Annotated in this window: 24 protein-coding genes and 1 riboswitch; of the genes, 5 read left to right on the top strand and 19 right to left on the bottom strand. The window is 43.7% G+C overall.

Annotated elements, in window-relative coordinates:
• Positions 1 to 91 precede the first annotated feature (91 nt).
• The 4 genes from metF to QQL60_RS10875 form a co-directional block, all read right to left on the bottom strand.
• The gene (gene metF, locus QQL60_RS10890) at positions 92 to 943 is read right to left on the bottom strand and encodes a methylenetetrahydrofolate reductase [NAD(P)H] (RefSeq protein ID WP_007147041.1); all 852 of its coding nucleotides are present in this window, start codon (positions 941 to 943) and stop codon (positions 92 to 94) included.
• 62 nt (positions 944 to 1,005) lie between these two features.
• Positions 1,006 to 2,316 carry an adenosylhomocysteinase gene (ahcY, locus tag QQL60_RS10885; RefSeq protein WP_007147040.1) on the bottom strand — a complete coding sequence of 437 codons (1,311 nt, stop codon included), beginning with the start codon at positions 2,314 to 2,316 and terminating at the stop codon, positions 1,006 to 1,008.
• Positions 2,317 to 2,337: 21 nt separating this feature from the next.
• Entirely contained in the window at positions 2,338 to 3,498 is a 1,161-nt protein-coding gene (metK, locus tag QQL60_RS10880; RefSeq protein WP_284723305.1) for a methionine adenosyltransferase, read from the bottom strand.
• A 91-nt stretch (positions 3,499 to 3,589) separates the two neighbouring features.
• Positions 3,590 to 3,669: riboswitch (S-adenosyl-L-homocysteine riboswitch) on the bottom strand.
• A 71-nt stretch (positions 3,670 to 3,740) separates the two neighbouring features.
• On the bottom strand, positions 3,741 to 4,433 hold the full coding sequence (locus QQL60_RS10875) for a M48 family metallopeptidase (RefSeq protein WP_284723304.1): 693 nt from the start codon (positions 4,431 to 4,433) through the stop codon (positions 3,741 to 3,743).
• Positions 4,434 to 4,505: 72 nt separating this feature from the next.
• Here QQL60_RS10875 and dusA point away from each other — a divergent pair, with 72 nt between their 5' ends.
• On the top strand, positions 4,506 to 5,498 hold the full coding sequence (dusA, locus tag QQL60_RS10870) for a tRNA dihydrouridine(20/20a) synthase DusA (RefSeq protein WP_273178568.1): 993 nt from the start codon (positions 4,506 to 4,508) through the stop codon (positions 5,496 to 5,498).
• Here dusA and QQL60_RS10865 read toward each other — a convergent pair.
• On the bottom strand, positions 5,495 to 6,277 hold the full coding sequence (locus QQL60_RS10865) for an ABC transporter permease (RefSeq protein WP_007147036.1): 783 nt from the start codon (positions 6,275 to 6,277) through the stop codon (positions 5,495 to 5,497). The two genes, dusA and QQL60_RS10865, sit on opposite strands and share 4 nt — an antisense overlap.
• Positions 6,278 to 6,282: 5 nt before the next feature.
• Positions 6,283 to 7,197, bottom strand: a complete 915-nt coding sequence (locus QQL60_RS10860) for an ABC transporter ATP-binding protein (protein WP_284723303.1) — start codon at positions 7,195 to 7,197, stop codon at positions 6,283 to 6,285.
• A gap of 70 nt (positions 7,198 to 7,267) precedes the next feature.
• Here QQL60_RS10860 and mutH point away from each other — a divergent pair, with 70 nt between their 5' ends.
• Together mutH and QQL60_RS10850 are read left to right on the top strand one after the other, a co-directional pair.
• On the top strand, positions 7,268 to 7,939 hold the full coding sequence (mutH, locus tag QQL60_RS10855; RefSeq protein WP_007147034.1) for a DNA mismatch repair endonuclease MutH: 672 nt from the start codon (positions 7,268 to 7,270) through the stop codon (positions 7,937 to 7,939).
• A 60-nt stretch (positions 7,940 to 7,999) separates the two neighbouring features.
• Positions 8,000 to 9,313 (top strand): GGDEF domain-containing response regulator, encoded by a 1,314-nt coding sequence (locus tag QQL60_RS10850; RefSeq protein WP_007147033.1) that lies wholly within the window; start codon positions 8,000 to 8,002, stop codon positions 9,311 to 9,313.
• Here the strand turns inward: QQL60_RS10850 and prmB are convergent.
• The 7 genes from prmB to hxlA (QQL60_RS10815) all read right to left on the bottom strand — a co-directional run bounded on the left by prmB (position 9,310) and on the right by hxlA (QQL60_RS10815) (position 15,535).
• Positions 9,310 to 10,236: a 50S ribosomal protein L3 N(5)-glutamine methyltransferase gene (gene prmB / locus QQL60_RS10845; protein ID WP_284723302.1), complete on the bottom strand. Its 927-nt coding sequence runs from the start codon at positions 10,234 to 10,236 to the stop codon at positions 9,310 to 9,312. The genes QQL60_RS10850 and prmB overlap by 4 nt on opposite strands.
• Positions 10,233 to 11,642, bottom strand: coding sequence for a 3-isopropylmalate dehydratase large subunit (leuC, locus tag QQL60_RS10840; RefSeq protein ID WP_284723301.1), 1,410 nt, complete (start codon positions 11,640 to 11,642; stop codon positions 10,233 to 10,235). The genes prmB and leuC overlap by 4 nt, the downstream gene beginning before the upstream one ends.
• 144 nt (positions 11,643 to 11,786) lie before the next feature.
• Positions 11,787 to 12,326, bottom strand: a complete 540-nt coding sequence (gene hxlB, locus QQL60_RS10835) for a 6-phospho-3-hexuloisomerase (RefSeq protein WP_007147030.1) — start codon at positions 12,324 to 12,326, stop codon at positions 11,787 to 11,789.
• A gap of 11 nt (positions 12,327 to 12,337) precedes the next feature.
• The gene (gene hxlA, locus QQL60_RS10830; protein WP_007147029.1) at positions 12,338 to 12,973 is read right to left on the bottom strand and encodes a 3-hexulose-6-phosphate synthase; all 636 of its coding nucleotides are present in this window, start codon (positions 12,971 to 12,973) and stop codon (positions 12,338 to 12,340) included.
• Between the two features lie 166 nt (positions 12,974 to 13,139).
• The gene (locus QQL60_RS10825; RefSeq protein ID WP_007147028.1) at positions 13,140 to 14,123 is read right to left on the bottom strand and encodes a transaldolase; all 984 of its coding nucleotides are present in this window, start codon (positions 14,121 to 14,123) and stop codon (positions 13,140 to 13,142) included.
• A gap of 144 nt (positions 14,124 to 14,267) precedes the next feature.
• The gene (locus QQL60_RS10820) at positions 14,268 to 14,582 is read right to left on the bottom strand and encodes a hypothetical protein (RefSeq protein WP_284723300.1); all 315 of its coding nucleotides are present in this window, start codon (positions 14,580 to 14,582) and stop codon (positions 14,268 to 14,270) included.
• A 311-nt stretch (positions 14,583 to 14,893) separates the two neighbouring features.
• Positions 14,894 to 15,535 (bottom strand): 3-hexulose-6-phosphate synthase, encoded by a 642-nt coding sequence (hxlA, locus tag QQL60_RS10815; protein WP_007147026.1) that lies wholly within the window; start codon positions 15,533 to 15,535, stop codon positions 14,894 to 14,896.
• Between the two features lie 193 nt (positions 15,536 to 15,728).
• On the opposite strand from hxlA (QQL60_RS10815), the gene QQL60_RS10810 reads away from it, so the two are divergent.
• Both QQL60_RS10810 and dhaK read left to right on the top strand, forming a co-directional pair.
• The gene (locus QQL60_RS10810) at positions 15,729 to 16,574 is read left to right on the top strand and encodes an HAD-IIA family hydrolase (protein ID WP_284451675.1); all 846 of its coding nucleotides are present in this window, start codon (positions 15,729 to 15,731) and stop codon (positions 16,572 to 16,574) included.
• Between the two features lie 24 nt (positions 16,575 to 16,598).
• Positions 16,599 to 17,585 carry a dihydroxyacetone kinase subunit DhaK gene (dhaK, locus tag QQL60_RS10805; RefSeq protein ID WP_284723299.1) on the top strand — a complete coding sequence of 329 codons (987 nt, stop codon included), beginning with the start codon at positions 16,599 to 16,601 and terminating at the stop codon, positions 17,583 to 17,585.
• On the opposite strand, the gene dhaL is transcribed toward dhaK, so the two are convergent.
• From dhaL to QQL60_RS10775, 6 genes are all read right to left on the bottom strand, one after another.
• Complete coding sequence (dhaL, locus tag QQL60_RS10800) at positions 17,582 to 18,211, bottom strand: dihydroxyacetone kinase subunit DhaL (protein ID WP_284723298.1); 630 nt, start codon at positions 18,209 to 18,211, stop codon at positions 17,582 to 17,584. The two genes, dhaK and dhaL, sit on opposite strands and share 4 nt — an antisense overlap.
• Before the next feature lie 84 nt (positions 18,212 to 18,295).
• Positions 18,296 to 18,745, bottom strand: coding sequence for a nickel-responsive transcriptional regulator NikR (gene nikR / locus QQL60_RS10795; protein ID WP_007147022.1), 450 nt, complete (start codon positions 18,743 to 18,745; stop codon positions 18,296 to 18,298).
• Positions 18,746 to 18,831: 86 nt separating this feature from the next.
• Positions 18,832 to 20,202, bottom strand: a complete 1,371-nt coding sequence (glnT, locus tag QQL60_RS10790; RefSeq protein ID WP_007147021.1) for a type III glutamate--ammonia ligase — start codon at positions 20,200 to 20,202, stop codon at positions 18,832 to 18,834.
• A gap of 26 nt (positions 20,203 to 20,228) precedes the next feature.
• A complete protein-coding gene (locus tag QQL60_RS10785) occupies positions 20,229 to 20,993 on the bottom strand; it encodes a creatininase family protein (RefSeq protein WP_284723297.1) in 765 nt (254 codons plus the stop codon).
• Positions 20,993 to 21,901, bottom strand: a complete 909-nt coding sequence (locus QQL60_RS10780) for an ABC transporter ATP-binding protein (RefSeq protein ID WP_284723296.1) — start codon at positions 21,899 to 21,901, stop codon at positions 20,993 to 20,995. Before QQL60_RS10780 ends, QQL60_RS10785 begins: the two co-directional genes overlap by 1 nt.
• Positions 21,902 to 21,910: 9 nt before the next feature.
• Complete coding sequence (locus QQL60_RS10775; RefSeq protein ID WP_284723295.1) at positions 21,911 to 22,858, bottom strand: ABC transporter permease; 948 nt, start codon at positions 22,856 to 22,858, stop codon at positions 21,911 to 21,913.
• Between the last annotated feature and the right edge of the window lie 59 nt (positions 22,859 to 22,917).

Genomic DNA, 22,917 nt, shown 5'->3' with positions numbered 1-22,917 from the left:
AATTCTTTATGTGTTTTTACGACCATGTAAATATGTTACCGCAAGTCTTGTGCCATTGCCTACAGCTACATACAAAATCTTAACTCAAGATTTATTTAATCAGCCCTAAACGATCACAAATAGTCAGAGTCGGGTCAACTTTATTCATCGTGTAAAAATGAATGCCGGGTACACCGAGCTCGATTAGCTGCTGAGTAAAGTCAGTCAAAAAATCAACAGTGAAAGCATTCATTGAAGCGCTATCATCATAAAATGCTTCAAGTTTTTTACGTAACCAACGCGGGATTTCTGCACCACAATTTGCTGAAAATCGAGCTAGTTGGGTGAAATTATTAATGGGCATAATCCCTGGAATAATCGGGATGTCTATGCCATGTTTCTGACAGTTATCAACAAAATAGCGGTAAGCATCAATATTGTAAAAATACTGTGTGATAGCACTATTTGCGCCTGCATCGACTTTTCGCTTGAAATTAATCAGGTCATCCTCTGCAGATTGAGCTTGCGGATGAACTTCAGGGTAGGCAGCTACTTCAATGGTGAAAAAGTCTCCCGTCTCTGCACGAATAAACTCAACCAGCTCATTGGCATAACGAAAGTCACCAGGTGCTTGCATACCTGAAGGCAAATCACCACGAAGTGCGACGATACGATGGATATTATTATTGCGATAGGTATCAAGGAGAGCACGGATACGTTCAGCGGAAGAGCCCACACAAGAAAGATGGGGTGCTGCATCAATATTAGTCACTGCATGCTGTTTTTGGATGTCTATTACCGCATCCATAGTATTGTCTTGTGTTGAACCTCCAGCACCAAAGGTGACGGAAAAAAACTCAGGCTTCAGTGGCACAAGCTTTTCTCTGACAGCGCTTAAATTAGCAATGCCTTTTTCAGTTTTGGGCGGGAAGAATTCGCAACTCAGTGTGAGATTTTTTGCCATATCAGTAACTTAAATTAGAAAACTGGGCTGATAAACCAGCCCAGTTTTACATTGACTAAAGATTAATATCTGTAATGTTCAGGCTTGAACGGACCTGTTTTTTCGAGTCCCAGATATTTCGCTTGTGCATCAGTCAGAGTGGTGAGGTTGGCACCAATTCGACCTAAGTGCAGTTGTGCGACTTTTTCATCCAGTTTCTTCGGTAAAACGTAGACTTTATTTTCATAATTGTCAGCATTCTGCCAGAGTTCAATTTGTGCCATGACCTGATTGGTGAATGAAGCAGACATCACAAAACTTGGATGACCCGTTGCACAACCGAGGTTAACCAGACGACCTTCTGCAAGCAGGATAATACGTTTGCCGTCAGGGAAAATGACATGGTCTACCTGAGGTTTAATATTTTCCCATTCGTATTTACGTAATGAAGCGACATCAATTTCAGAATCAAAGTGACCGATGTTACAAACGATCGCTTCGTTTTTCATCTTCAGCATATGACCGTGATTGATAACGTCGATATTACCGGTAGTGGTGACAAAGATATCACCCATAGCAGCGACATCATCCATAGAGACTATACGGTAGCCTTCCATGCTGGCTTGAAGCGCACAGATGGGATCAATTTCAGTGACAAAAACGGTCGCACCCATTCCACGGAACGCTTGAGCACAGCCTTTACCCACATCACCGTAACCTAAAACAACACAGATTTTACCGGCGATCATCACGTCAGTAGCACGTTTAATACCATCCAGTAATGACTCACGACAGCCGTATAAATTATCAAATTTAGATTTGGTCACTGAGTCGTTCACATTGATGGCTGGCACTTTTAATGTACCGGCTTTCATCATTTCATACAGACGGTGAACACCTGTAGTGGTTTCTTCCGACAGACCTTTAACGTCTTTTAATAATTCTGGATATTTATCATGCATGATTTGGGTTAAGTCACCACCATCATCCAGAATCAGGTTGGGACGCCAGTTGTCTGGACCCATAATCGTTTGTTCGATACACCAGATGGCTTCTTCTTCTGTTTCACCTTTCCAGGCAAATACCGGAATACCCTGATCAGCAATAGCCGCTGCAGCATGATCCTGTGTGGAGAAAATATTGCACGATGACCAGCGAACTTCAGCGCCGAGTTCGACCAGTGTTTCAATTAACACAGCGGTCTGGATTGTCATGTGTAAACAACCAGCAATGCGTGCACCTTTCAGTGGTGCTTGGCCTGCATATTCTTCACGTAATGCCATTAATCCTGGCATTTCGCTTTCAGCAATTTTAATTTCTTGATGACCCCATTTAGCCAGGCTTATGTCTGCAACTTTGTAGTCAGGGGTTAAGTTTTCTATTGGTGATTCCATCGTTCATTTCCTCAAATTCTTTTATAAACCAGCAGCATCGCGCAATACATCTGCCATATCCGTTCTTTCCCAACTAAAATCAACATCTTCACGACCAAAGTGACCGTATGCTGCTGTTGGTTGATAGATCGGTTTGATCAAATCAAGCATCTTAATTAAGCCAACTGGACGTAAATCAAAGTGTTCACGTACCAGCGCGACCAGCTTCTCTTGAGAAATTTTTCCAGTACCGAATGTCTCAACACTAATTGATGTTGGGTCGGCAACACCAATTGCATAAGACACCTGAATCTCACAGCGATCTGCTAAACCGGCGGCAACGATATTTTTCGCCACATAACGGCCTGCATAAGCGGCACTACGATCGACTTTTGATGGATCTTTACCAGAGAAAGCCCCACCACCATGACGAGCCATGCCGCCGTAGGTATCGACAATGATTTTTCTTCCTGTCAGACCACAGTCACCGACAGGACCACCGATAATGAATTGGCCGGTAGGATTGATATGGATTTTTGTATTGGCAGACAACCATTCAGCAGGCAGCGTCGGTTTGATAATGCTTTCCATGACGGCTTCATGCAGATCCGCTTGTGAAATATCCGGACTATGCTGTGTTGATAAGACAACAGCATCAATACCGACTGGCTTACCATCTTGGTAAACAAATGTGACCTGACTTTTCGCATCCGGACGTAACCAGCTCAATTCGCCATTTTTGCGAACTTCAGATTGGCGTTTGACCAAACGATGTGCATAGGTAATGGGCGCGGGCATTAAGACGTCGGTTTCGTTACTGGCATAACCAAACATCAGGCCCTGATCGCCGGCACCCTGATTTTCTTCGGTGTCTCTGTCTACACCCATCGCGATGTCAGAGGATTGTTTACCGATCAATGACATAACAGCACAAGTTTGGCCATCGAAACCAACATCGGAGCTGTTATAACCGATATCTGTGATCGTTTTACGAACGACATCTTCCAGATCGACCCATGCCGATGTACTGATTTCACCTGCAACAATGGCGGTGCCAGTTTTTACTAAGGTTTCGCAAGCAACGCGAGCATGGGGATCCTGACGAAGAATTTCATCCAGGATAGCATCTGAAATTTGATCGGCAACTTTGTCTGGATGCCCTTCCGATACAGATTCAGAAGTGAAAAGATAATTGCTACTCATAGTCAACTTCCTCATTACAATGAGATTGTGGTAATGATAGTTGTGCTATTTGAGGGGGAATAAATCTCGCTCATTACTATCAGTTACCTGTTAATAATGAACGCAGTTTAAATAATTAAGTATTGAATAAGCCTAGCAGGTGAATGACCTGTTGCAGCGTTCCTTATTCGAAAGGACATATTAATCTATATAGAGAATTTTTCAAGCTTATTTATCTTCACAAAATCGTCACAGCGCGCGGCCTAGAGGGTTAATCTGTCTCCATTTTGTCTCAGCCACAGCTTGTGCTCTCTAAATGTTGGACAAACATCAGCCACCAACTGCCAAAAAGACGCTGAATGATTGTGATGATGAAGGTGACAAAGCTCATGCAGGATGACGTACTCGATCACTTTCTCAGGCGCCATGACGAGCTTCCAATTGAGCTGAATCTCACCCGAACGGCAGCAGCTCCCCCAGCGGGCTTTGTATGTTTTGACGATAAGACTTTTAGGCGAGAATTGATGAGCTTCAGCCAATTGAAAAAATCGTGATGTCAGGATTGTATTGGCTTGCTGTCGGTACCACTTTTCCAGCTGGCGTTTAATGCCATCTGCTGTCATATCTTTTTTCTTTGTATAGAGTTGTATCAGATTGTCTTCTTGCTTAATTGTATTTTCAGCGCTGGAGTTATGAATTTTTAATTCATAGGTTTCGCCTAAAAACAAAAAAGACTCGCCATTGGCATAAACTTTTTCTTGTGTTACTGGCCGTTGCTGAAGCTTTTGTTTTATCCAGTAACTTTTTTTGTCTACAAAATGCTGTGCGGTGCTGACTGCAAGTTTCGCTGGTATCCGCACAATGACCTCACCTTGCTCGATAACAAGCGCCATACTCTTTCGGCGTGAACTGCGAATAATGGTGTAATGAAAGCCATCAGGATGTGTGTGTGTCATAAATAATCGTTATAAGCAGATTTTTGCGTGCTGATTTGAGAAAATGTCCCATTAATCTACGTTAATTGAATCATGTCATCATCATTATCTTTTATAGAATCTAGAAAATTATCTGTTGCGCCGATGCTGGATTGGACCGACCGTGATTTTCGTTATCTGTTACGGCTCATTTCGAAACATACCTTGCTTTATACGGAAATGGTGACTACTGGGGCGTTGATTCATGGCGATAGACAACGATTTTTAGCTCATGATGCAACGGAATATCCTCTCGCTTTGCAACTTGGTGGTTCTGATCCTGCTGCTTTAGCTGAGTGTGCAAAAATGGGAGAGGATGCGGGTTATAGTGAAATTAATCTGAATGTTGGTTGCCCAAGCGACCGTGTCCAGTCAGGCAGTTTTGGCGCGTGTTTAATGGCTGAACCTCAATTAGTGGCGGAGGGTGTGGCAGCGATGAAAAACGCCGTGAATATTCCTGTCACTGTTAAAACCCGACTCGGGATTGATGAACAGGATAGTTATCAATTTCTGACCGATTTTATTGATGCTGTGTCAGCAGCCGGTTGTGAAACTTTCATTCTGCATGCGCGCAAGGCATGGCTCAAAGGATTAAGTCCAAAAGAAAATCGTGATGTGCCGCCACTGGATTATGAGCGCGTTTATCAAATCAAAAAGGACTACCCCGAGCTACATATTGATATCAATGGTGGTATTCATAGTTTGGTGGAGGTTCAGGAACATCTGAAACATGTCGATGGCACAATGGTTGGACGGGCGATTTACCATGATCCCTATCTGCTAGCTGACGTGGATAACGTTATTTTTAACCAGCGTTCTGACTATATATTGAGCAGACATGAAGTGATTGAGGCGATGTTGCCGTATATCGAGCAAAGAATGAAACAGGGCCGACCACTGAAATCCATCACCCGACATTTATTGGGTTTATTTCAGGGCCAGCCTGGAGCCCGTCGCTGGCGGCGGCACTTAAGTGAGAATGCCCATTTGCCCGATGCGGGCATCCATACACTTCAACAAGCGCTAAGCCTGGTCGATAAGGTCTAGTTTCTAAGCCCGGTGCCTTTTTTCAACAGATATAAAGCATATGCGGTTAAGGCCACTATAAACAACATAATAATGCTAAATGCCGCCATGATAGGGATATCTGAAATACCTAACATGCCGTAGCGGAAAGCATTCACCATGTACAAAATAGGATTTAGCAGTGACACGTTTTGCCAAAAGTCGGGTAATAAATCAATCGAATAAAATACCCCGCCCAAATAGGTTAATGGGGTCAGAATGAATGTTGGGATGATGGCAATTTCATCAAAACTGCGTGCATAAACGGCATTGATAAAACCGCCCAGCGCAAATAAAACCGCACTCAGAAATACCATGCTGATGGTAATAAAAATATGCTCTACCGGTAGATGCGTAAAGAAAAGCGACACTAGCGTCACTATCATCCCCACACATAAGCCCCGTGCTGTACCACCGGCTACATAACCCGCGAGAATTAAATAATTTGGGATAGGGGCGACAATCAGCTCTTCAATATGATTTTGGAATTTGGCACTGAAGAATGAAGAGGCCACATTTGAATAGGCATTATTGATAACGGCCATCATGATGATACCCGGTACGATATATTCCATATAGCTAAAGCCACCCATTTCCCCAATTCGACTCCCGATCAGATTACCGAAAATGATGAAATACAGGGTCATGGTGATGGCCGGTGGCAGAATCGTTTGCGGCCAGATTCTGAAGAAGCGGCGGATTTCACGAAATAGCAAGGTTGAAAACGCGACCCAGTGTCTTTGGTGACGAGTTGGTGTCATAGGTTTTACTCCGACTTCTCAACAAGGTTGAGAAATAATTCTTCCAGACGGTTCACTTTATTTTTCATACTGGTGACTTCGATATCTTTTTGAGTCAGTTGTTCAAAAACCGTGTTCAGTGATTCACCTCGGTGGATTTCGATTTCCAGCGTGGTGTTATCAATCTGATGATAATCAAAGCCATCAAGCTCAAAGGGGTGTTGAAGCGAGTGTTTGAGATCCAAAACAAAGGTTTCTTTATCCAGCCGATTTAATAGAGACTTCATATCGGTATTTTCGATTATCTGGCCTTTATCAATGATCGCAATATTACGGCATAAGCTTTCGGCTTCTTCCAAATAGTGGGTGGTCAGAATGATGGTGGTGCCTTCGGCATTAATCTTTCTGAGAAATGTCCACATGGAGCGACGCAGTTCAATATCAACACCTGCGGTCGGTTCATCCAGAATCAACAGACGTGGATTGTGAACCAGAGCGCGGGCTATCATCAGGCGACGTTTCATACCGCCAGACAGTGATCGAGATGGTGTGTGTCTCTTTTCCCATAGTCCAAGTTGTTTGAGTAGTTCATCCGCTCTGGGTTCTGCCTCGCTGGCGGGCATCCCATAATAACCTGCTTGCGCAACCAGAATATGCTTTACCTGCTCAAAGCCATTGAAATTGAATTCTTGCGGCACAAGTCCTATATAACTTTTGGCTTGCTCAGCATCGATATCCAAATCGGTGTCAAAGACTTGAATGGTGCCACTGGTTTTTGTGACTAGCGAAGTAACTACGCCAATAGTGGTTGACTTGCCCGCACCGTTGGGACCGAGTAATGCAAAAAAATCACCCTGTTCTACATCGAGATTAATGTTCTTTAATGCATGCAATCCGTTACGATACGTTTTACTTAGATTCTTGATAGATAATGCTTTCACTGTCTCTCTCAAGCGTGATAAAGGTGGCTAGGTTATCATGCCTGCAGCAAGATGAAAATTTGGTAAAACGATGGTTAGAAATTCTGCTCCACAATCAATCGATGACCTGATGCAACGTTGTCATCACATAGCTGGAAAAAGCCTAGGACAGATTGCTCAAGAGGTGGGGTGCCGGGTGCCTGCAGATTTGTTGAGAAATAAAGGCTGGGTTGGTCAGCTATTAGAATCCTATCTTGGTGCTGATGCGGGCAATCAGGCGGAGCCAGACTTTATTTCACTAGGTATTGAGCTGAAAACATTACCATTGAACGCGCATGGTGAACCTAAAGAGTCGACGTATGTTTGTACGGTATCATTGAGCGAATACGAAGCGCTGACATGGCAGGAGAGCTGGGTTAAACGAAAACTATCACATGTGCTTTGGCTTCCGGTTGAGGCGGAGTCGTCCATTCCACTCGCTGAACGCTATATCGGCGCGGGTTGGTTATGGCAGCCAGATCAGATTGAAGAAGAAATTTTAAAGGCTGACTGGGAAGAGTTAATGGACCGGTTAGCGCTAGGTGAACAGTCAGAGCTAACGGCAAGGGAAGGCCAGTATTTACAGGTGAGACCGAAAGCGGCTCATAGTCGTATATTGGCAAAAAGCTCCGATATTTCAGGTGAAACTATTTTGATGAATCCAAGAGGGTTTTATCTGAGAACAACTTTTACTAAGCGCTTACTCGCGAAGGCGTGCATTTGATGGTAACGTTGCATAAAAAATTAATGGATTAATTTGTATTACTCGGGAAATTAGAGAAATATGCTAAACGCGTTAGTTATAGATAGCTCACCAATGTTTTGTGAGCATATGATCGATTTATTAGAGTCTGCTGGTTTTAATGTTGAGACAGCAGAGAGTGGAGCTGATGGTTTAGGCAAGGCTGCTCAAGCGAGGTATCGTTTAGTTTGTTGCTCTGATAACTTACCCGACTATGCCAGCAGTGAATTCTGTAGTCAGCTAAGAGCTCTAAGTGGTTATGATTTTGCCACCTTGTTGGTCTTAACAGAACATGACAATTCTAAAATTCTCAAACAAGCCTTATTGGCTGGTGCTACCGATATTTTCAGCAAAAATGATATGGCTGAAATGGATACTTATCTATCTCGTCTGAGCCAGCGAGAGTCGCGACAATTAAGTGGTCGGGTGTTATTTATTGAAGATTCCCGGGTTTTGCAAACCATTATCATCGACTTATTAACAGATATGGGGCTTGATGTAGACGCTTATAACTATGCTGAGAGTGCATGGGAAGCGTTTAAAGGTGGGGACTACGATCTGGTTATCACTGACATTATGCTTGAAGGCAGTATGAGTGGTATCACCTTAGTGCGTAAAATCCGGCGTATGCAGAGTGAATATAGCAATGTGCCGATTATCGCTACATCAGGTTTCGATAATATGTCCCGTAAGATCGAATTATTCCATCTCGGTGTTAATGATTATGTGTCGAAACCGATTGTGCGAGAAGAATTGAGACAGCGCGTTTTCAATCATATAACCAGTTATCAAACAACGCAGGAGCTTCGTACACAACAAAAGTCTTTGCATAGTCTTGCCATGCTGGATGAAACGACGGGATTGTTTAATCGGCACGCTCTGAGAGAGTTCGCGAGTAAATATTTCAGTGAAGCTTATCGGTTTAATCGTTGCTTATCTCTTGCTGTCATTGATATTGATCATCTGAAAGATATTAATGAGCGTCATGGATTTGAGCGGGGAGACCAGATGTTATCTGAGCTGGGTTCGTGGATGAAACGCCATGTACGTGACGTGGATCTGGTTGCCAGATGGGCAGGAGATGAGTTGGTGCTTTTATTGCCGGAGTGTGATCTGGTATCGGCAAAAAATATGATGGAACGAATGGTACAGCGCCTCAATAAGTTAAAACCTGCCAATTTGGAAGTAACGGTAAGTATTGGCATTGCCCAATTAAGGCAGGCAGACAATGATAATCTTAATAGCTTATTCGAGTTAGCAGATAAAGCCATGTATCAGGCTAAAATGGCGGGTCGAAATTGTGTCAGAGTTTATGTTGAGTCTGAGGTCGTGCCTGAATTAAGTGATAATGATTAGCCATAACGCTGCTTAAATAGATCACATGCGGCTTTATCCAGCATAAATATGCCATGACCACCGTTTTCTAATTCCAGCCATGTAAACGCGATATCAGGCCATTTATCATCGACCGCCAAATCGGTATTGCCCACTTCGACGAATAATAAACCTTGGTCGGTCATGTGCTCTGCGGCCCCAAGCAGGATTTTTTCTACTAAGGCCAGTCCATTATCCTCTGCTTCGAGAGCTGAGGCCGGTTCATGCCGGTACTCCTCTGGAATAGATGCCATTTCATCAGCCCCGACGTAAGGGGGATTGCTCACAATCAAATCGTATTTTGCGTCAGCTGGAAAAGCTTGCCAGATATCTGATTGAATAAGGTGTAAGTGTTCTTCTAATCCATGTTTCTTGCGGTTTATTTCTGCTACAGCAAGGGCATCTGTGCTGATATCACTCGCTGTCACTTCCGCTTGTTCAAAAGCCATAGCTAACGCAATAGCAATACAAGCACTTCCTGTACACATATCCAAAATAGTGAATACCGAGTCAGGCTCACTAAGCCATGGTTTGAATTGCGCTTCTATCAACTCTGCAAAAGGCGATCGGGGGATAAGAACTCGCTCATCGACAAAGAATGGTAAGCCAGCAAACCAGGCTTCATTTGTCAGGTAAGGTAAGGGAATACGCTTTTCAACGCGTTTTTCAATGGCAATAAGCAATGCACGCTTTTCATCTTGGGTCAGTCTGGCATCTAAAAAGACTTCAGGTAAGGCGTCTACAGGCAAGTGTAAAACACTCAGTATGAGCTGCGATGCCTCATTAAAAGCGTCTTCATTACCATGGCCAAAAAATAATCCCGCTTCATTGAAGCGGGATGTTGACCATCGTAAAAAATCACGAAAAGTGTTTAATTCAGATTGAACAGCCAAATAATCAATCATAGGTTTTGTGTGATATCAACAAAGTGACCTGCGATTGCAGCTGCCGCAGCCATTGCTGGACTGACCAGATGCGTTCTGCCACCTTGACCCTGACGTCCTTCAAAATTACGGTTAGATGTCGAGGCACAATGTTCACCAGCTTCAAGACGATCCGCATTCATGGCCAGGCACATTGAACAGCCAGGATCACGCCATTCAAACCCCGCTTCGATAAAGATTTTATCTAAACCTTCTTGCTCAGCTTGTTGTTTGACTAAACCTGAGCCTGGAACAACCATGGCTTGTTTAACGCTGGCAGCGACCTTTCCACCTTGGATGGCCTCAGCTGCCTCACGTAAGTCTTCGATACGTGAATTTGTGCAAGAACCAATAAATACACGGTCCAGATAAATGTCAGTAATCGCTTGGTTGGCTTGTAGGCCCATATATTTAAGTGCTTTTTCCATGCCATTGCGTTTTACTGCATCTGATTCCTTGACGGGATCAGGAATAGCCGAATCAACCGATACAACCATTTCCGGCGACGTGCCCCATGTGACTTGAGGTTTGATATCTTCTGCTTTCAGTACGACGACTTTATCAAAATGGGCGCCATCATCAGAGTGTAATTCACGCCATGCTTTAACCGCTTTCTCCCAGTTTTCACCAGATGGCGAGAAAGGACGATCTTTCAGGTAGTTGATGGTGGTATCGTCAACCGCAATCATGCCTGCGCGGGCGCCAGCTTCAATGGTCATATTACAGACGGTCATGCGACCTTCCATACTTAAGGCCTGAATCGCTTCACCGGCAAATTCGATGGCATAGCCTGTTCCACCTGCAGTGCCAATCTCTCCAATGATAGCAAGGACAATGTCTTTGGCTGTGATGCCGGCTTTAACCTGACCTTCAACGCGCACTTGCATATTTTTGGACTTACGTTGAATCAGACATTGGGTGGCCATAACGTGCTCAACTTCGGAAGTACCAATACCAAAAGCTAAAGCACCAAAAGCACCGTGTGTTGAAGTGTGAGAGTCACCACAAACTACCGTCATACCAGGCAGTGTTGCGCCTTGCTCGGGGCCAACAACATGCACAATACCTTGTCGTAAATCATTTAATCCAAATTCAGTGATACCAAATTCGACACAGTTGCTATCGAGCGTATCTACTTGTAAACGTGAAATAGGATCAGCAATACCTTGCTCGCGATGTGAAGTAGGAACATTATGATCCGGTGTCGCTAAAATAGAGTTTAGGCGATAGGGTTTACGGTCAGCTAAACGCAGGCCTTCAAAGGCTTGCGGTGATGTCACTTCATGAACAAGATGGCGATCGATATACAGTAAAGCTGTAGTGCCATCTGACTCAGAGCGAACGACATGTTGTTCCCAAAGCTTATCGTAAAGTGTTTTTGCTGACATATCTCTATTAAAACCGATTAGTGAGTTATAAGTATCAGAGCATTATACAGCGTCAGAGATGTAAGCTCTATCTGAACTGTAGACATAAAAAAACGGGTAACCCGAAAGTTACCCGTTTCTTTTTTTACTGCTAAGGAAAAGTGATTATTCCATATTAGCGTGTCTGTATCGCATTTCTTCCTCAGGAATACCTTTCTCATGGATAAGATGAGAAACGATGGCTTCCAAGAAAATCAATGTCGATAATTCAAACATAGTACCCATAGGCATGCCCTTAGTAGGAGCAAAGCTATCGTCGTTACCAATTTGAATTGTTTTGTCCGCTATATCACCAATCGTTGAACTTGCTTTTGAGCAGATTAATACTACTTTAGCGTTCTCTGATTTAGCTTTGTTCGCGAATGAAACCAACTGAGTTGTTTCACCTGAACCTGAGATAACGATTAATAAATCGCCTTCACGGATACTAGGTGTGCTGATTTCACCTTGAACGTATACGGTGTAACCACTATGCATCAACCTCATACCCAGGAAGTTACCAACAAGACGTGAACGTCCGGCACCAGTAATGAAGATGCGTTTAGCATCATCACACATAGCAACGAATTCAGCTTCAAGAGAACTGTCAGTAGCCCCTAAAATATCAGTGATTTTGTTTACAACTAGATCACGATGCATTGTCATTTTTCTAATCCTTATGCTGCGTCAACTAATGCACGCAGTTCTTTTGCAGATTCAGCTGGAGATGGAGCGCCGTAGATAGCCGCACCAACAACAACGATGTCAGCACCAGCTTGAACTGTGCTTTGGATTGTATCTTTGTTGATACCACCAGCAACAGAAACTTTAACGTTCAGACCTAAACCAGCGATAGTTTTCAGATCTTCAAAAGGTGTTTGACCTGCAGCTTGTGCGTCAAGACCAGTGTGAACACCGATGATGTGTGCACCGTTAGCAGCAGCTTCTTTAGCTACAGCAGCTTTATCTTCAACACCGATTAAATCGATTTGAGCTTCAGCGTTGTTAGCGTTAGCTGCTTTGATAACGCCTTTCATTGTAGCCATGTCAGAAGCACCTAAAACTGTAGTGATGTCACCACCAGCTTCAAAGAAAGGAGTTGCTTCGTATTCACCAGCGTCCATTGTTTTCAGGTCAACCAGAATTTTTTTGTCTGGGTGAGCTGCTTTCAATGCTTTAACCAGTTTCAAACCGTTGTATTTAATACAAGGTGTACCGATTTCAAGGATATCGACATATGGCGCTACTTGTTCAGCCAGAGCCATTGTTGCGTCAAAGTCCAATGAGTCAAGAGCCATTTGGATTTCAGCCATGTTACATACTCCTAATTTATAGTAAAAATTATTGTTATCACGCTTGCTTAGGTGAAGCGGGACTATATGCAGAAATCAGTGACAAGTCAATTTCACTGACCCTGCTGCATTCGGGCCCACTCACAAATGGAGTGGGCTGAATACGGGGAAATTTAATTCTGATGAATTAGCTTTCCAGTTCTGCAAGACGGTTAGCCAGCAACTCTTCAAGAGTTTCAAGTGCTTTAGCAAAACCATCAATACCTTCTTGTAACTTTTCAGTTGCCATGCGATCTGCTGCGTGCATAGCTTTGAATGTTTCTTCAGTCATATCGATGCGTTCAACATCTGATGCTTTGGCATCTTCAACATTTAACTTACGTGGTAAGTCACCTTCAGTTGAGTGTAATTCGTCCAGTAAAGCAGGAGAAATAGTCAGAAGATCAACACCTGCTAATTCAGTGATTTCACCAACGTTACGGAAGCTCGCACCCATTACTTCAGTTTCTAAACCAAATTTCTTGAAGTAGTTGTAGATGTGAGTAACAGAAACAACACCTGGATCTTCTGCAGGTTCATAAGAATCACGACCAGTGTCTTTTTTGTACCAGTCAAGAATACGACCTACGAAAGGTGAAATCAGTTGGATACCATTTTCACCACAAGCAACAGCTTGGTGCAGACCAAATACCAGAGTCAGGTTAGTGTGAATACCTTCCTCTTCCAGTACTTTAGCAGCCATAACACCTTCCCAGGTTGCTGCGATTTTGATCAGGATACGCTCACGTGAAACACCAGCTGCTTCGTATTGAGCAATCAGGTCACGGCCTTTAGCAATGGTCGCTTCGGTGTCAAAAGACAGACGAGCATCAACTTCTGTAGATACACGACCTGGAACGATATCCAGAATTTTCAGACCAAATGAAACTGCTAAACGATCAAATGCGAGTGAAACCACTTCTGATGCAGGCGCGTCAGCACCTAATGTTTCACGAGCTGCTTTCAATGTGTCATCAACAATACCTTGGTATTGTGGCATTTGAGCTGCAGCAGTAATCAGTGAAGGGTTAGTTGTAGCATCACGAGGTGTAAATTTTTCGATAGCTTGAATATCACCAGTATCGGCGACAACAACGGTCATTTCCTTAAGCTGATCAAGTAAAGTAGCCATGTTTCGTACCTTTAATTTTTAAGTTAAAAATTAACAGCCATCGCATCTAACGCTGACTGTATGGTTGATTTTATTGGTTATTATGTCGGCAAAGCCGGGATGTTGCCCGGCTTTGCCATAAATCTTTAGTGTGTAAAGTCAGGTTTAACCTTTGTTTTGAATATAACGTTCAACACCTGTCATTGGTTTTGCTTGTGCTTTATTACGAATATATTGCTCAACACCTGTTAACACTTTTACAGATGTGGTTTTATTTCTAATATATTTTTCAACACCAGTCAGTTTTGAACCGCTATTTGCTTGATTTCTGATATAGCGTTCAACACCTGTCAAACCATCATTTGCTGTTTTTGCTGCTGGGCTTTGCTTAGCGCTGCTGGTTGGAGCAGAACTAGGACTTGATGAAAACAGGCTTTTAAAAAATCCACAAACTGATGCAAAGAAACCTTTATCACTCATAATATTATACCCCTGTTACATTTTAACCCCATCTGCCCAACATAACGAGGTTGGTGCAACGGGTAAATTACTATTTTAGATTAATCGTGGCAAGTCGGAAAAACTCAAGCAAAAATGCCAGAAGTCGACATGCAATACGATTAATCCGTTTGAATTTGAGATTGGTCAATTAAAATCATAATTATTATCAATGACCAATAACCACTATCTTACCTGATTATTTAAATTAATAAATTAATCAGGTGAGCATGAAAAAAAACGAGTGGTCAACGACCACTCGTTTCATTTTCTGCTTAACGCAATGCTAGTGCTTATGCTGCGTCAACTAAAGCACGTAATTCTTTAGCTGCTTCAGCTGGAGAATCCGCACCGTAGATTGCTGCACCAACAACAACAATTGTCGCGCCAGCGCGAACAGTGTCTTGAATAGTGTTTTTGTTCAAACCACCAGCAACTGAAATGCGAACACCTAAGTTTAAGCTAGCGATGTCTTTCAGATCAGCGAATGGTGTTTGACCTGCTGCTTGAGCGTCAAGACCAGTGTGAACACCGATGATTTGAGCACCGTTACGAGCTGCTTCAGTTGCAACTGCTTTTTTGTCTTTAACACTGATTAAGTCGATTTGAGCTTCAGCGTTGTTAGCGTTAGCTGCTTTGATTACGCCGCCCATTGTCGCTTTGTCAGAAACACCTAATACTGTACAGATGTCAGCACCTGCTTCGTAGAATGGAGTTGCTTCGTATTCACCAGCGTCCATTGTTTTCAGGTCAACCAGGATCAGGTTGTTAGGGAATTTGCTTTTCAGTGCAGTAACCAGTTCAAGACCGTTGTACTTGATGCATGGTGTACCAATTTCTAAGATATCGACGTAAGGAGCAACTTGCTCTGCAAGCGCGATTGTTTGATCGAAATCCAGAGAATCCAGTGCCATTTGAATAAGTGCTTTTGCCATGCTGACATGCTCCTAATTAATTTAATTTATGAGTTATTACGTTGAAAATACGCTCGCAGACTATAAAGCAGATCAACAGATGCTGTCAATTTTTGACTCAATCTCGACATTTATCATCATTTTTATCACTAGACACAATGATTTGCAGTATGCGACTCTCTGTGACCAGATTGTATAGTTGCGAGGATATATTTTGAATACAGAATCTGCGGTCTATTTAGATAACGTGGCTGGTCTAATTATCGATATGGATGGGGTGCTATGGCATGGTAATAAAGCGATGCCCGGATTAGGGGACTTTTTTCAGTTACTGAGGAAAAAGAAGCTACCTTTTGTATTAGCGACGAACAATGCCAGTTTGACTCAGCAGCAATATATCGAAAAATTATCCTCAATGAATATTGAGGTCGAGGCTAAGGAAATTCTGACTTCCAGTATGGCCACGGTAAGTTATTTATGCGAACACTTACCCGCTGATAAAAAACGTGTATTTGTTATTGGTGAAGACGGGTTAAAACAACCCTTATTGGAAAATGATTTTGTACTGACCGATTTGTATGAAGTAGACCAGCCTGAAAAAGGAATCACGGGTCGAACAGCGGATATTGTTGTATCCGGACTTGATCGCACATTAACGTGGGATAAGTTGGCAACAGCGACATTAAATATTAATGCAGGCGCTGCTTTTTATGCGACAAATTCGGACTCCACTTTGCCTACCGAGCTTGGTGAAGTGATGGGTAATGGTGGCGTGTTAGCAGCGCTGGAGTCAGTCACCGGCGTGAAACCGATATCTATTGGTAAGCCTGAACCTATCTTGTATGAACAGGCATTAAAAATTTTAGGCACGACAAAAGACACCACCATTGCCATTGGTGACCGTCTTAATACCGATATTCTGGGAGCCGTTAATGCGGGAATCCGTAGCGTGCTGGTTTTAACCGGCGTGTCTTCGGCTGAGGATGTTAAGCAGGTTGATTATGAGCCAACATGGATTTTGGATGATTTGGCAGCATTAACAAAAGCCCTGGAAAATTAAAGAAAACAAAAAAGGAAGCGAGAGATGAAAAAATTGATTAATGGTGTGGAAAGTGTTCTTGAAGAAAGTTTGAATGGTTTTGCCAGAGCGCATAGCAATATTATTCAACTCAATCATCAGCCCCATTATGTCACTCGAAAAAATAAGCCTGAAAACAAAGTGGCTTTAATCTCTGGCGGTGGCGCTGGCCATGAACCATTGCATACTGGGTTGGTAGGAAAAGGCATGTTAGATGCCGCTTGTCCTGGGCAAGTATTTACCTCTCCAACACCCGACCAAATGCTGATGGCGGCACAAGAAGTGGAAAATGGCGCGGGTGTTTTATTTATCGTTAAAAATTATGCTGGCGATGTGATGAACTTTGAGATTGCCGCTGAAATGTTGGATTGTCCACACGAAACGGTTCTGGTGAATGATGATGTGTCTTTACCTAAGAATCATAGTACTGGACGCCGAGGTGTGGCTGGCACGTTGATTGTTGAAAAAATCGTGGGTGCTGCAGCAGAAGCCGGCGCAGATTTAGCTGCCTGTAAACAGCTTGGTGACAAAGTCGTCAATTCAACTGCCTCAATGGGAGTGGCTTTGACCAGTTGTACCGTGCCAGCGTTAGGACAGCCTACATTTGATATCTCGGATAATGAAGTCGAAATGGGCGTTGGCATCCATGGAGAACGAGGTAGAGAAGTCATGAGCCTGACTACAGCTGATGATCTTGTTCAGATACTCGCTAAAGCGATTGATGAGGAGTTAAAACCAACAAAAGATCAACGCGTTTTACTGCATATCAATGGTTTTGGTGCGACACCATTAATGGAGCTTTATCTGGTTTATGATTTGGCGGCACAGTTTTTTGAAGAGCGTGGTATAAAAATTGTTCGATCACTGGTGGGAAATTACACTACATCACTGGATATGGCGGGTTGTTCAATTACCTTAACGCTGATGGATGACGAAATGCTGCAATATTGGGATGCGCCTGTTCATACTGCAGCATTGCGTTGGGGTATTTAAATTTTGCTGAGTTCGTCAGCAATAACACAGAGAATTAACTGAGAGGTACGAGCGCCTGCGTCTATGTGGCCGCGGGCACGCTCACCCAAAAATGATGCTCTTCCTTTGGTTGCCAGCATATCTTTGGTCGATTGCATGCCTTGTATAGCGGCTGTTTTAATATTGCTTAAAACAGTCGTTTTATCTGCATTTTGTTCGGCATCACTTTGCAATGATTGCATGACTGGAATCAGGGTATCCAGCATGGTTTTTTCACCGATATCGGCCTTGCCTCGGGCTTTTATGGATTCAACACCCGCCGAATAAATAGTTGTCATTCCATTTAGGTCCAGTTCCTGCTCTTTGGCCGCTTTTCCCATACTGACAAACATTGAGCCGAGTAAAGAACCTGAGGCTCCGCCCATGGTGGACATGAGTGTCATGCCAATTTTCATCAAGGCGGCTGACCAATCAAGCTGAACCAGTTCATCATTCAGTTTAGCAACAGCTTCAAGTCCACGTAACAGATTGGTGACATGGTCACCATCACCTATTGCACGATCCAGTGCGGAGATTTCTGCTTCATTGTTAATAATTTCAGATTGAATCGCTGCGATGAGCGGTGGGAGAAAGCTTGTATCAGTCATGTTTTGGCCAGTGATTTTATTGCAAAATATAAAACTACTGAATCCATAGCATTCGGTCAACTGACAACGAGAGTAACAATAGCTTTAAGTTTGTTTGGGCGGTAGAGGGTGGATCGGGGGAATAATATCGGCGTTCAATAATAGTCGGCCGTAGACAACACCACGTAGCGTAATCATTTTGTCAGCGATCATGTTCAGGCGATTAGCTGGACCTTGTACCAGAATGACCGACAGTGTGTTGGTATGGGTTAAATTGACATTGAGGTTGCTAATCACTTCATCAATATATTCGTATTGGAGATCATGAAGGCGCTTTTGCAAACCTGGGACTGAATGGTTATAAACCAGATTAACCGTACCCGTCATCACGGTATCGCCTTGTTGAGCACGGTGCTCATTAATTTGTAAATTGATCATGTCACAAATGGCTTGAGAGCGACTTTCAAAACCACGCTTGCTGACCATCTCATCCAAACCTTCTAACAGACTTTCTGGTAAGGATATGCTGATACGGCTGACTTTTTCTTTGCTCATACGAACTCCTGGCGTATGTCATCATTATTGTTTAGTGATATAAGGCTATCACCCCAGCTTTTGGCTGGGGTGATACCTTTCTCTGTCTAAAATAAATGACTGTAGCGTTCAACTTCCCATGCGCTAACCACCGTGTGATATTCATTCCACTCGGCTTGTTTATAGCGAATAAACTCGTTTCTCAACTCACTACCCAATACTTCTTCTACAAAGGGATCGGCAGCGAATGCCTGAATCGCTTCATCAAGCGTTCTTGGTAAGAACTGAATACCTAATTCTTCACGCTCCGCTTCGGTTAATTCATACAGATTACGTTCCTGAGGTTTGCCGGGATCAAGCCCTTCTTTAATGCCTTCCAGGCCAGCAGCTAAAACTAAGGCAGCTGCAAGGTATGGATTGACAGCGCCATCCGCATTACGAGATTCACAACGGCCACCACCCATAGGAACGCGAACCGAATTAGTGCGGTTATTTGAACCAAATGAGTTAAAGACCGGTGCCCAAGTGAAGTAAGGCATATCACCTTGGCGAACCAAACGTTTGTATGAATTCACTGTGGGGGCAAACACTGCACACAAAGCAGGACCATGTTTTAAAACACCGGCGATGAATTGATAACCTAATTTGGTTAAGCCCAAGCCATGCTCATCTTCTTCAGGTTTGCACTGGAACAGATTGGCTCCTGTTTCCAGATCATAAAGCGACATATTGAAGTGGGCGCCCGTGCCTGTTTTGTTCGAGAAAGGTTTAGGCATGAATGTGGCTAACAGATCTTCCTGTTTGGCATATTCTTTTGCCATCATCTTCAAGAAAGTAAAGCGGTCGCAACTGGTAACGGCATCAGCATAGTTAAAATCGAACTCGAACTGAGCGTTGGCATCTTCATGATCGAAGGAATAAAGTCCCCAACCGAGATCGTCAATGCTGGTGGCCATTTTATCTAACCAACTGAAATTACTTAAAAAAGCACGAGTGTCGTAACATGGCTTTTTCAATTTGTCATCAGGATCGGGAACGGATAAAGTCCCGTCGGCATTTTTCTTCACCAGATAAACTTCTGCTTCAATACCCAGATTCATGCCATAACCCAGCTCTTTTGCTTGCTCGAGTACCGACTTAAGTAACACACGAGTACTCAGCATATACGGCTTTTTGTAAAGCGTATTATCGGCTGGCATCCAGGCTATTTCAGGCTGCCATGGCATTTGAATGATGTGATCAAGATCCGGCACAGAAGCGATTTCATCGTCATTAGGTTGTTGGCCCAAGCCATCCACGGCATAACCAGTGTAGAGTTCTGAGCCATGCGCCATATGATGTAAATGAGAGAGCGGCACGACTTTACCTTTAGGAACACCGTGGATATCCACATAGGTGCCCATGCAGTATTTCACGCCTTTGCTTTTTAACTCTTCTTGTATTTTTTTGATTTCATCATCAGTTTTGATGTTAATCATGAGATTACCCTTCTTTGGTTAACGGTTTATAAGAGAGACTGGTGGTAGCTTTGATCAAGCGGCGGTTGTTCCTTAATTGCTCTCATCACCAGTTGAGATAAGTCTTCACACATCCATGAAAAAAGTGCTTCACCATCCGCTTTAGTTGCTGTGGATGGTTTGCCTGTCACACCATTTAAACTGGTGCGATTGACAGGGTGGCTGAACACGCAGCCATCGGTTCGGTCCGGATCGTCAGCGTCGAGTAATTTATCCTCACGCACTAACTCGGGATGTAAAGCCATCATCAAGGCTGTTTCAGCCTGATTGGCATGCCAGTCTTCCGCATCGTCATGATGGGCTTTACGTACCCGTTCTGAAATTTGAGCGGTATGCACAAGGCCGATCATTAAGTCGTCATGACGTGCTCTGAGCATTTCCAGCGCACAGCGAAGCGGTGCAGCATTTGTCACATGGCCATTGATAAGTAACAACCGTTTAATACCTGAAGACGCCACCCAATCACCGATATCTGAAATAACATCAATCAGTGTTTTAGGATTAAGCGCCATGGTGCCGGGCCAGCGTTTTGAGTGGCCGATTGAGCAACCATAGGGTTGTGTCGGTAGTAAAATGATAGGCGTCTGTTTTGCTACTTCTTTACACAAGGTGTCAGCAATGGCTGAGTCCATACCGCAACCCATATGTGGTCCATGCTGTTCAGTTGCGCCAACTGGAAGTAAAGCCGTATCCACGCCACTTTTGACAGCTTCTGCGACTTCTTCCCAGGTCATTTGTGCTAATTCATACATTAGAAAACACTCCCAACTTCATCATTTACCGGCACCATTCGCACAAGATTCAGATGATCGTCATCATCATCCTGTTTGGGAGGATGAATCAGTTCTTCCAGGCGTTTTTTGGTAGCGATAAATTCAGGGGATAAAAATTGTTCCGGATGCCTCGGTTGTGGAACGGCGACTTCAATGACTTCTTGTACTTCGCCTGGATTCGCTTTCAGCACCAGAATGCGATCAGCCAAGTAAATGGCTTCATCTAAATCATGGGTGATAAAAAACACCGTGACATCGATGTTTTTCCATATCTCCATCAGGTAAGCCTGCATTTTGCTGCGTGTTTGTGCATCAAGTGCACCAAAGGGCTCATCCATCAACAGCACTTTGGGTTTATTGGCTAATGCTCTGGCAATGGCCACCCGTTGTTTCATACCGCCAGAGAGTTGATGTGGATAACTGTTTTCAAAGCGTGACAAGCCAATTAACTCGATCCACTGTCTGGCTTCCGCTTCTGCCGTGCCTTTGTCATAGCCAGACTCAATCAGACCAAACATGATGTTTTTCTTGACGGTTAGCCATGGGAATAAAGTGTAACCCTGGAATACCATGCCTCGCTCTGGCCCCGGTTTATCAACCACTTTTCCATCCAGTCTTACTTCGCCTTCGGTGGCTTGTTCAAGGCCCGCCAGAATTCGAATTAAAGTCGATTTACCACAGCCTGATGGTCCTATGACGCAGACGAATTCACGTTTATGGATAGTCAGGTTAATGTCTTTCAGGGCAGTAACAGTGCCATGTCGGCTTTGGAATGTTTTGCTTAATCCAGCAACTTCCATCGTCACCGGACGCTTTTTGATGCGGGCGAAACGATCCCGGACAGCCTCTGACTGAATGCGATAATCGGGTAAGTTTGATTCACTCATATCGTGCTCCTAATTCGCTTTTTGCCAAGGAAAAAGACGACGTCCAAACCAGGCAAGCAATAAATCAATGGTCAGGCCTAAGATGCCGATCATCATGATGGCGGCGAAGACATTGTCGAAGTTTTTGTAACGTGCCTGTTGGGTGATAAACCAAGTGATGCCTGAGCTGGTACCAATCAATTCGGCAACAATCAGGTAGGTCCATGCCCAGCCAAGCAGAATGCGGGTATCGCGGTATAGATCCGGCAAAATCCCTGGTAGAACGATACGAAATAGCATGGAGCGATTATTAGCTCCCAGTGTTTGCCCGGCTTCCAATAAGGCGGGGTCCAGCTTTCGGGTTGTATTAGCTACAATCAGTACCTGCTGGAAAAATGTACCGATAAAAATGATGGCAATTTTTGGGGCCTGGTATATGCCAAGAACAGCGACTGCCAACGCACCAAATGCTGGTGCTGGAAGGTAGCGAAAGAATTCAATAAAAGGCTCGAATAAGCGAGAGAAGAAGTCATAGGTACCAGCCAATACGCCTAGCGGAATGCCAATGATCGATGATAAAAGGAAGCCATAAAAAATAACCTGAATACTGCTCCAAAGACTTTCATGTAACCAAAGCTCACTGCTACGTTTAGGTTCGGTGGTAAATGACGTATAGAAAGCGGTTAATACCTCATGAGGTGCAGGTAAATAAATCGGGTTAGCAGGTATGCCTTCAGGCACAGCTTTACCTGCTGCAGAAGCTTTGTCGCTTTCTGTATTAAAAACCGGTTTATCGACCAACATACCTTCACGAAAGTAGTTCACAGAGCCGGGCGAAGTGATTTCTACTTCCGGATGCCAGATGAACGGTACATAACTGACCAGACACCAGAGAAGAATTGGTAATACAAAACTGCTGATAGTCACTAATTGTCGACTACGCGGTTCAAGCGGTTTATTAACTGAAAAGAGTGACATAAACAGTACCTTTGCTATTTTCAGACAACACGATCCCCTGCCTGTAAATGACATAAAAA

Origin of the sequence: Methylophaga thalassica (genome assembly GCF_030159795.1) — a bacterium.
Lineage (GTDB): Bacteria > Pseudomonadota > Gammaproteobacteria > Nitrosococcales > Methylophagaceae > Methylophaga > Methylophaga thalassica.
The sequence above is the reverse complement of the archived record's forward strand: the minus strand, read 5'-3'. Positions and strand labels throughout refer to the sequence as shown.

What these genes read in the sequence shown, in the direction of transcription:
- metF (WP_007147041.1), bottom strand. Translation starts at nt 943, where the DNA reads ATGGCAAAAAATCTCACACTGAGTTGCGAATTCTTCCCGCCCAAAACT.
- ahcY (WP_007147040.1), bottom strand. Translation starts at nt 2,316, where the DNA reads ATGGAATCACCAATAGAAAACTTAACCCCTGACTACAAAGTTGCAGAC.
- metK (WP_284723305.1), bottom strand. Translation starts at nt 3,498, where the DNA reads ATGAGTAGCAATTATCTTTTCACTTCTGAATCTGTATCGGAAGGGCAT.
- QQL60_RS10875 (WP_284723304.1), bottom strand. Translation starts at nt 4,433, where the DNA reads ATGACACACACACATCCTGATGGCTTTCATTACACCATTATTCGCAGT.
- dusA (WP_273178568.1), top strand. Translation starts at nt 4,506, where the DNA reads ATGTCATCATCATTATCTTTTATAGAATCTAGAAAATTATCTGTTGCG.
- QQL60_RS10865 (WP_007147036.1), bottom strand. Translation starts at nt 6,277, where the DNA reads ATGACACCAACTCGTCACCAAAGACACTGGGTCGCGTTTTCAACCTTG.
- mutH (WP_007147034.1), top strand. Translation starts at nt 7,268, where the DNA reads ATGGTTAGAAATTCTGCTCCACAATCAATCGATGACCTGATGCAACGT.
- QQL60_RS10850 (WP_007147033.1), top strand. Translation starts at nt 8,000, where the DNA reads ATGCTAAACGCGTTAGTTATAGATAGCTCACCAATGTTTTGTGAGCAT.
- prmB (WP_284723302.1), bottom strand. Translation starts at nt 10,236, where the DNA reads ATGATTGATTATTTGGCTGTTCAATCTGAATTAAACACTTTTCGTGAT.
- leuC (WP_284723301.1), bottom strand. Translation starts at nt 11,642, where the DNA reads ATGTCAGCAAAAACACTTTACGATAAGCTTTGGGAACAACATGTCGTT.
- hxlB (WP_007147030.1), bottom strand. Translation starts at nt 12,326, where the DNA reads ATGACAATGCATCGTGATCTAGTTGTAAACAAAATCACTGATATTTTA.
- hxlA (WP_007147029.1), bottom strand. Translation starts at nt 12,973, where the DNA reads ATGGCTGAAATCCAAATGGCTCTTGACTCATTGGACTTTGACGCAACA.
- QQL60_RS10825 (WP_007147028.1), bottom strand. Translation starts at nt 14,123, where the DNA reads ATGGCTACTTTACTTGATCAGCTTAAGGAAATGACCGTTGTTGTCGCC.
- QQL60_RS10820 (WP_284723300.1), bottom strand. Translation starts at nt 14,582, where the DNA reads ATGAGTGATAAAGGTTTCTTTGCATCAGTTTGTGGATTTTTTAAAAGC.
- hxlA (WP_007147026.1), bottom strand. Translation starts at nt 15,535, where the DNA reads ATGGCAAAAGCACTTATTCAAATGGCACTGGATTCTCTGGATTTCGAT.
- dhaK (WP_284723299.1), top strand. Translation starts at nt 16,599, where the DNA reads ATGAAAAAATTGATTAATGGTGTGGAAAGTGTTCTTGAAGAAAGTTTG.
- dhaL (WP_284723298.1), bottom strand. Translation starts at nt 18,211, where the DNA reads ATGACTGATACAAGCTTTCTCCCACCGCTCATCGCAGCGATTCAATCT.
- nikR (WP_007147022.1), bottom strand. Translation starts at nt 18,745, where the DNA reads ATGAGCAAAGAAAAAGTCAGCCGTATCAGCATATCCTTACCAGAAAGT.
- glnT (WP_007147021.1), bottom strand. Translation starts at nt 20,202, where the DNA reads ATGATTAACATCAAAACTGATGATGAAATCAAAAAAATACAAGAAGAG.
- QQL60_RS10785 (WP_284723297.1), bottom strand. Translation starts at nt 20,993, where the DNA reads ATGTATGAATTAGCACAAATGACCTGGGAAGAAGTCGCAGAAGCTGTC.
- QQL60_RS10780 (WP_284723296.1), bottom strand. Translation starts at nt 21,901, where the DNA reads ATGAGTGAATCAAACTTACCCGATTATCGCATTCAGTCAGAGGCTGTC.
- QQL60_RS10775 (WP_284723295.1), bottom strand. Translation starts at nt 22,858, where the DNA reads ATGTCACTCTTTTCAGTTAATAAACCGCTTGAACCGCGTAGTCGACAA.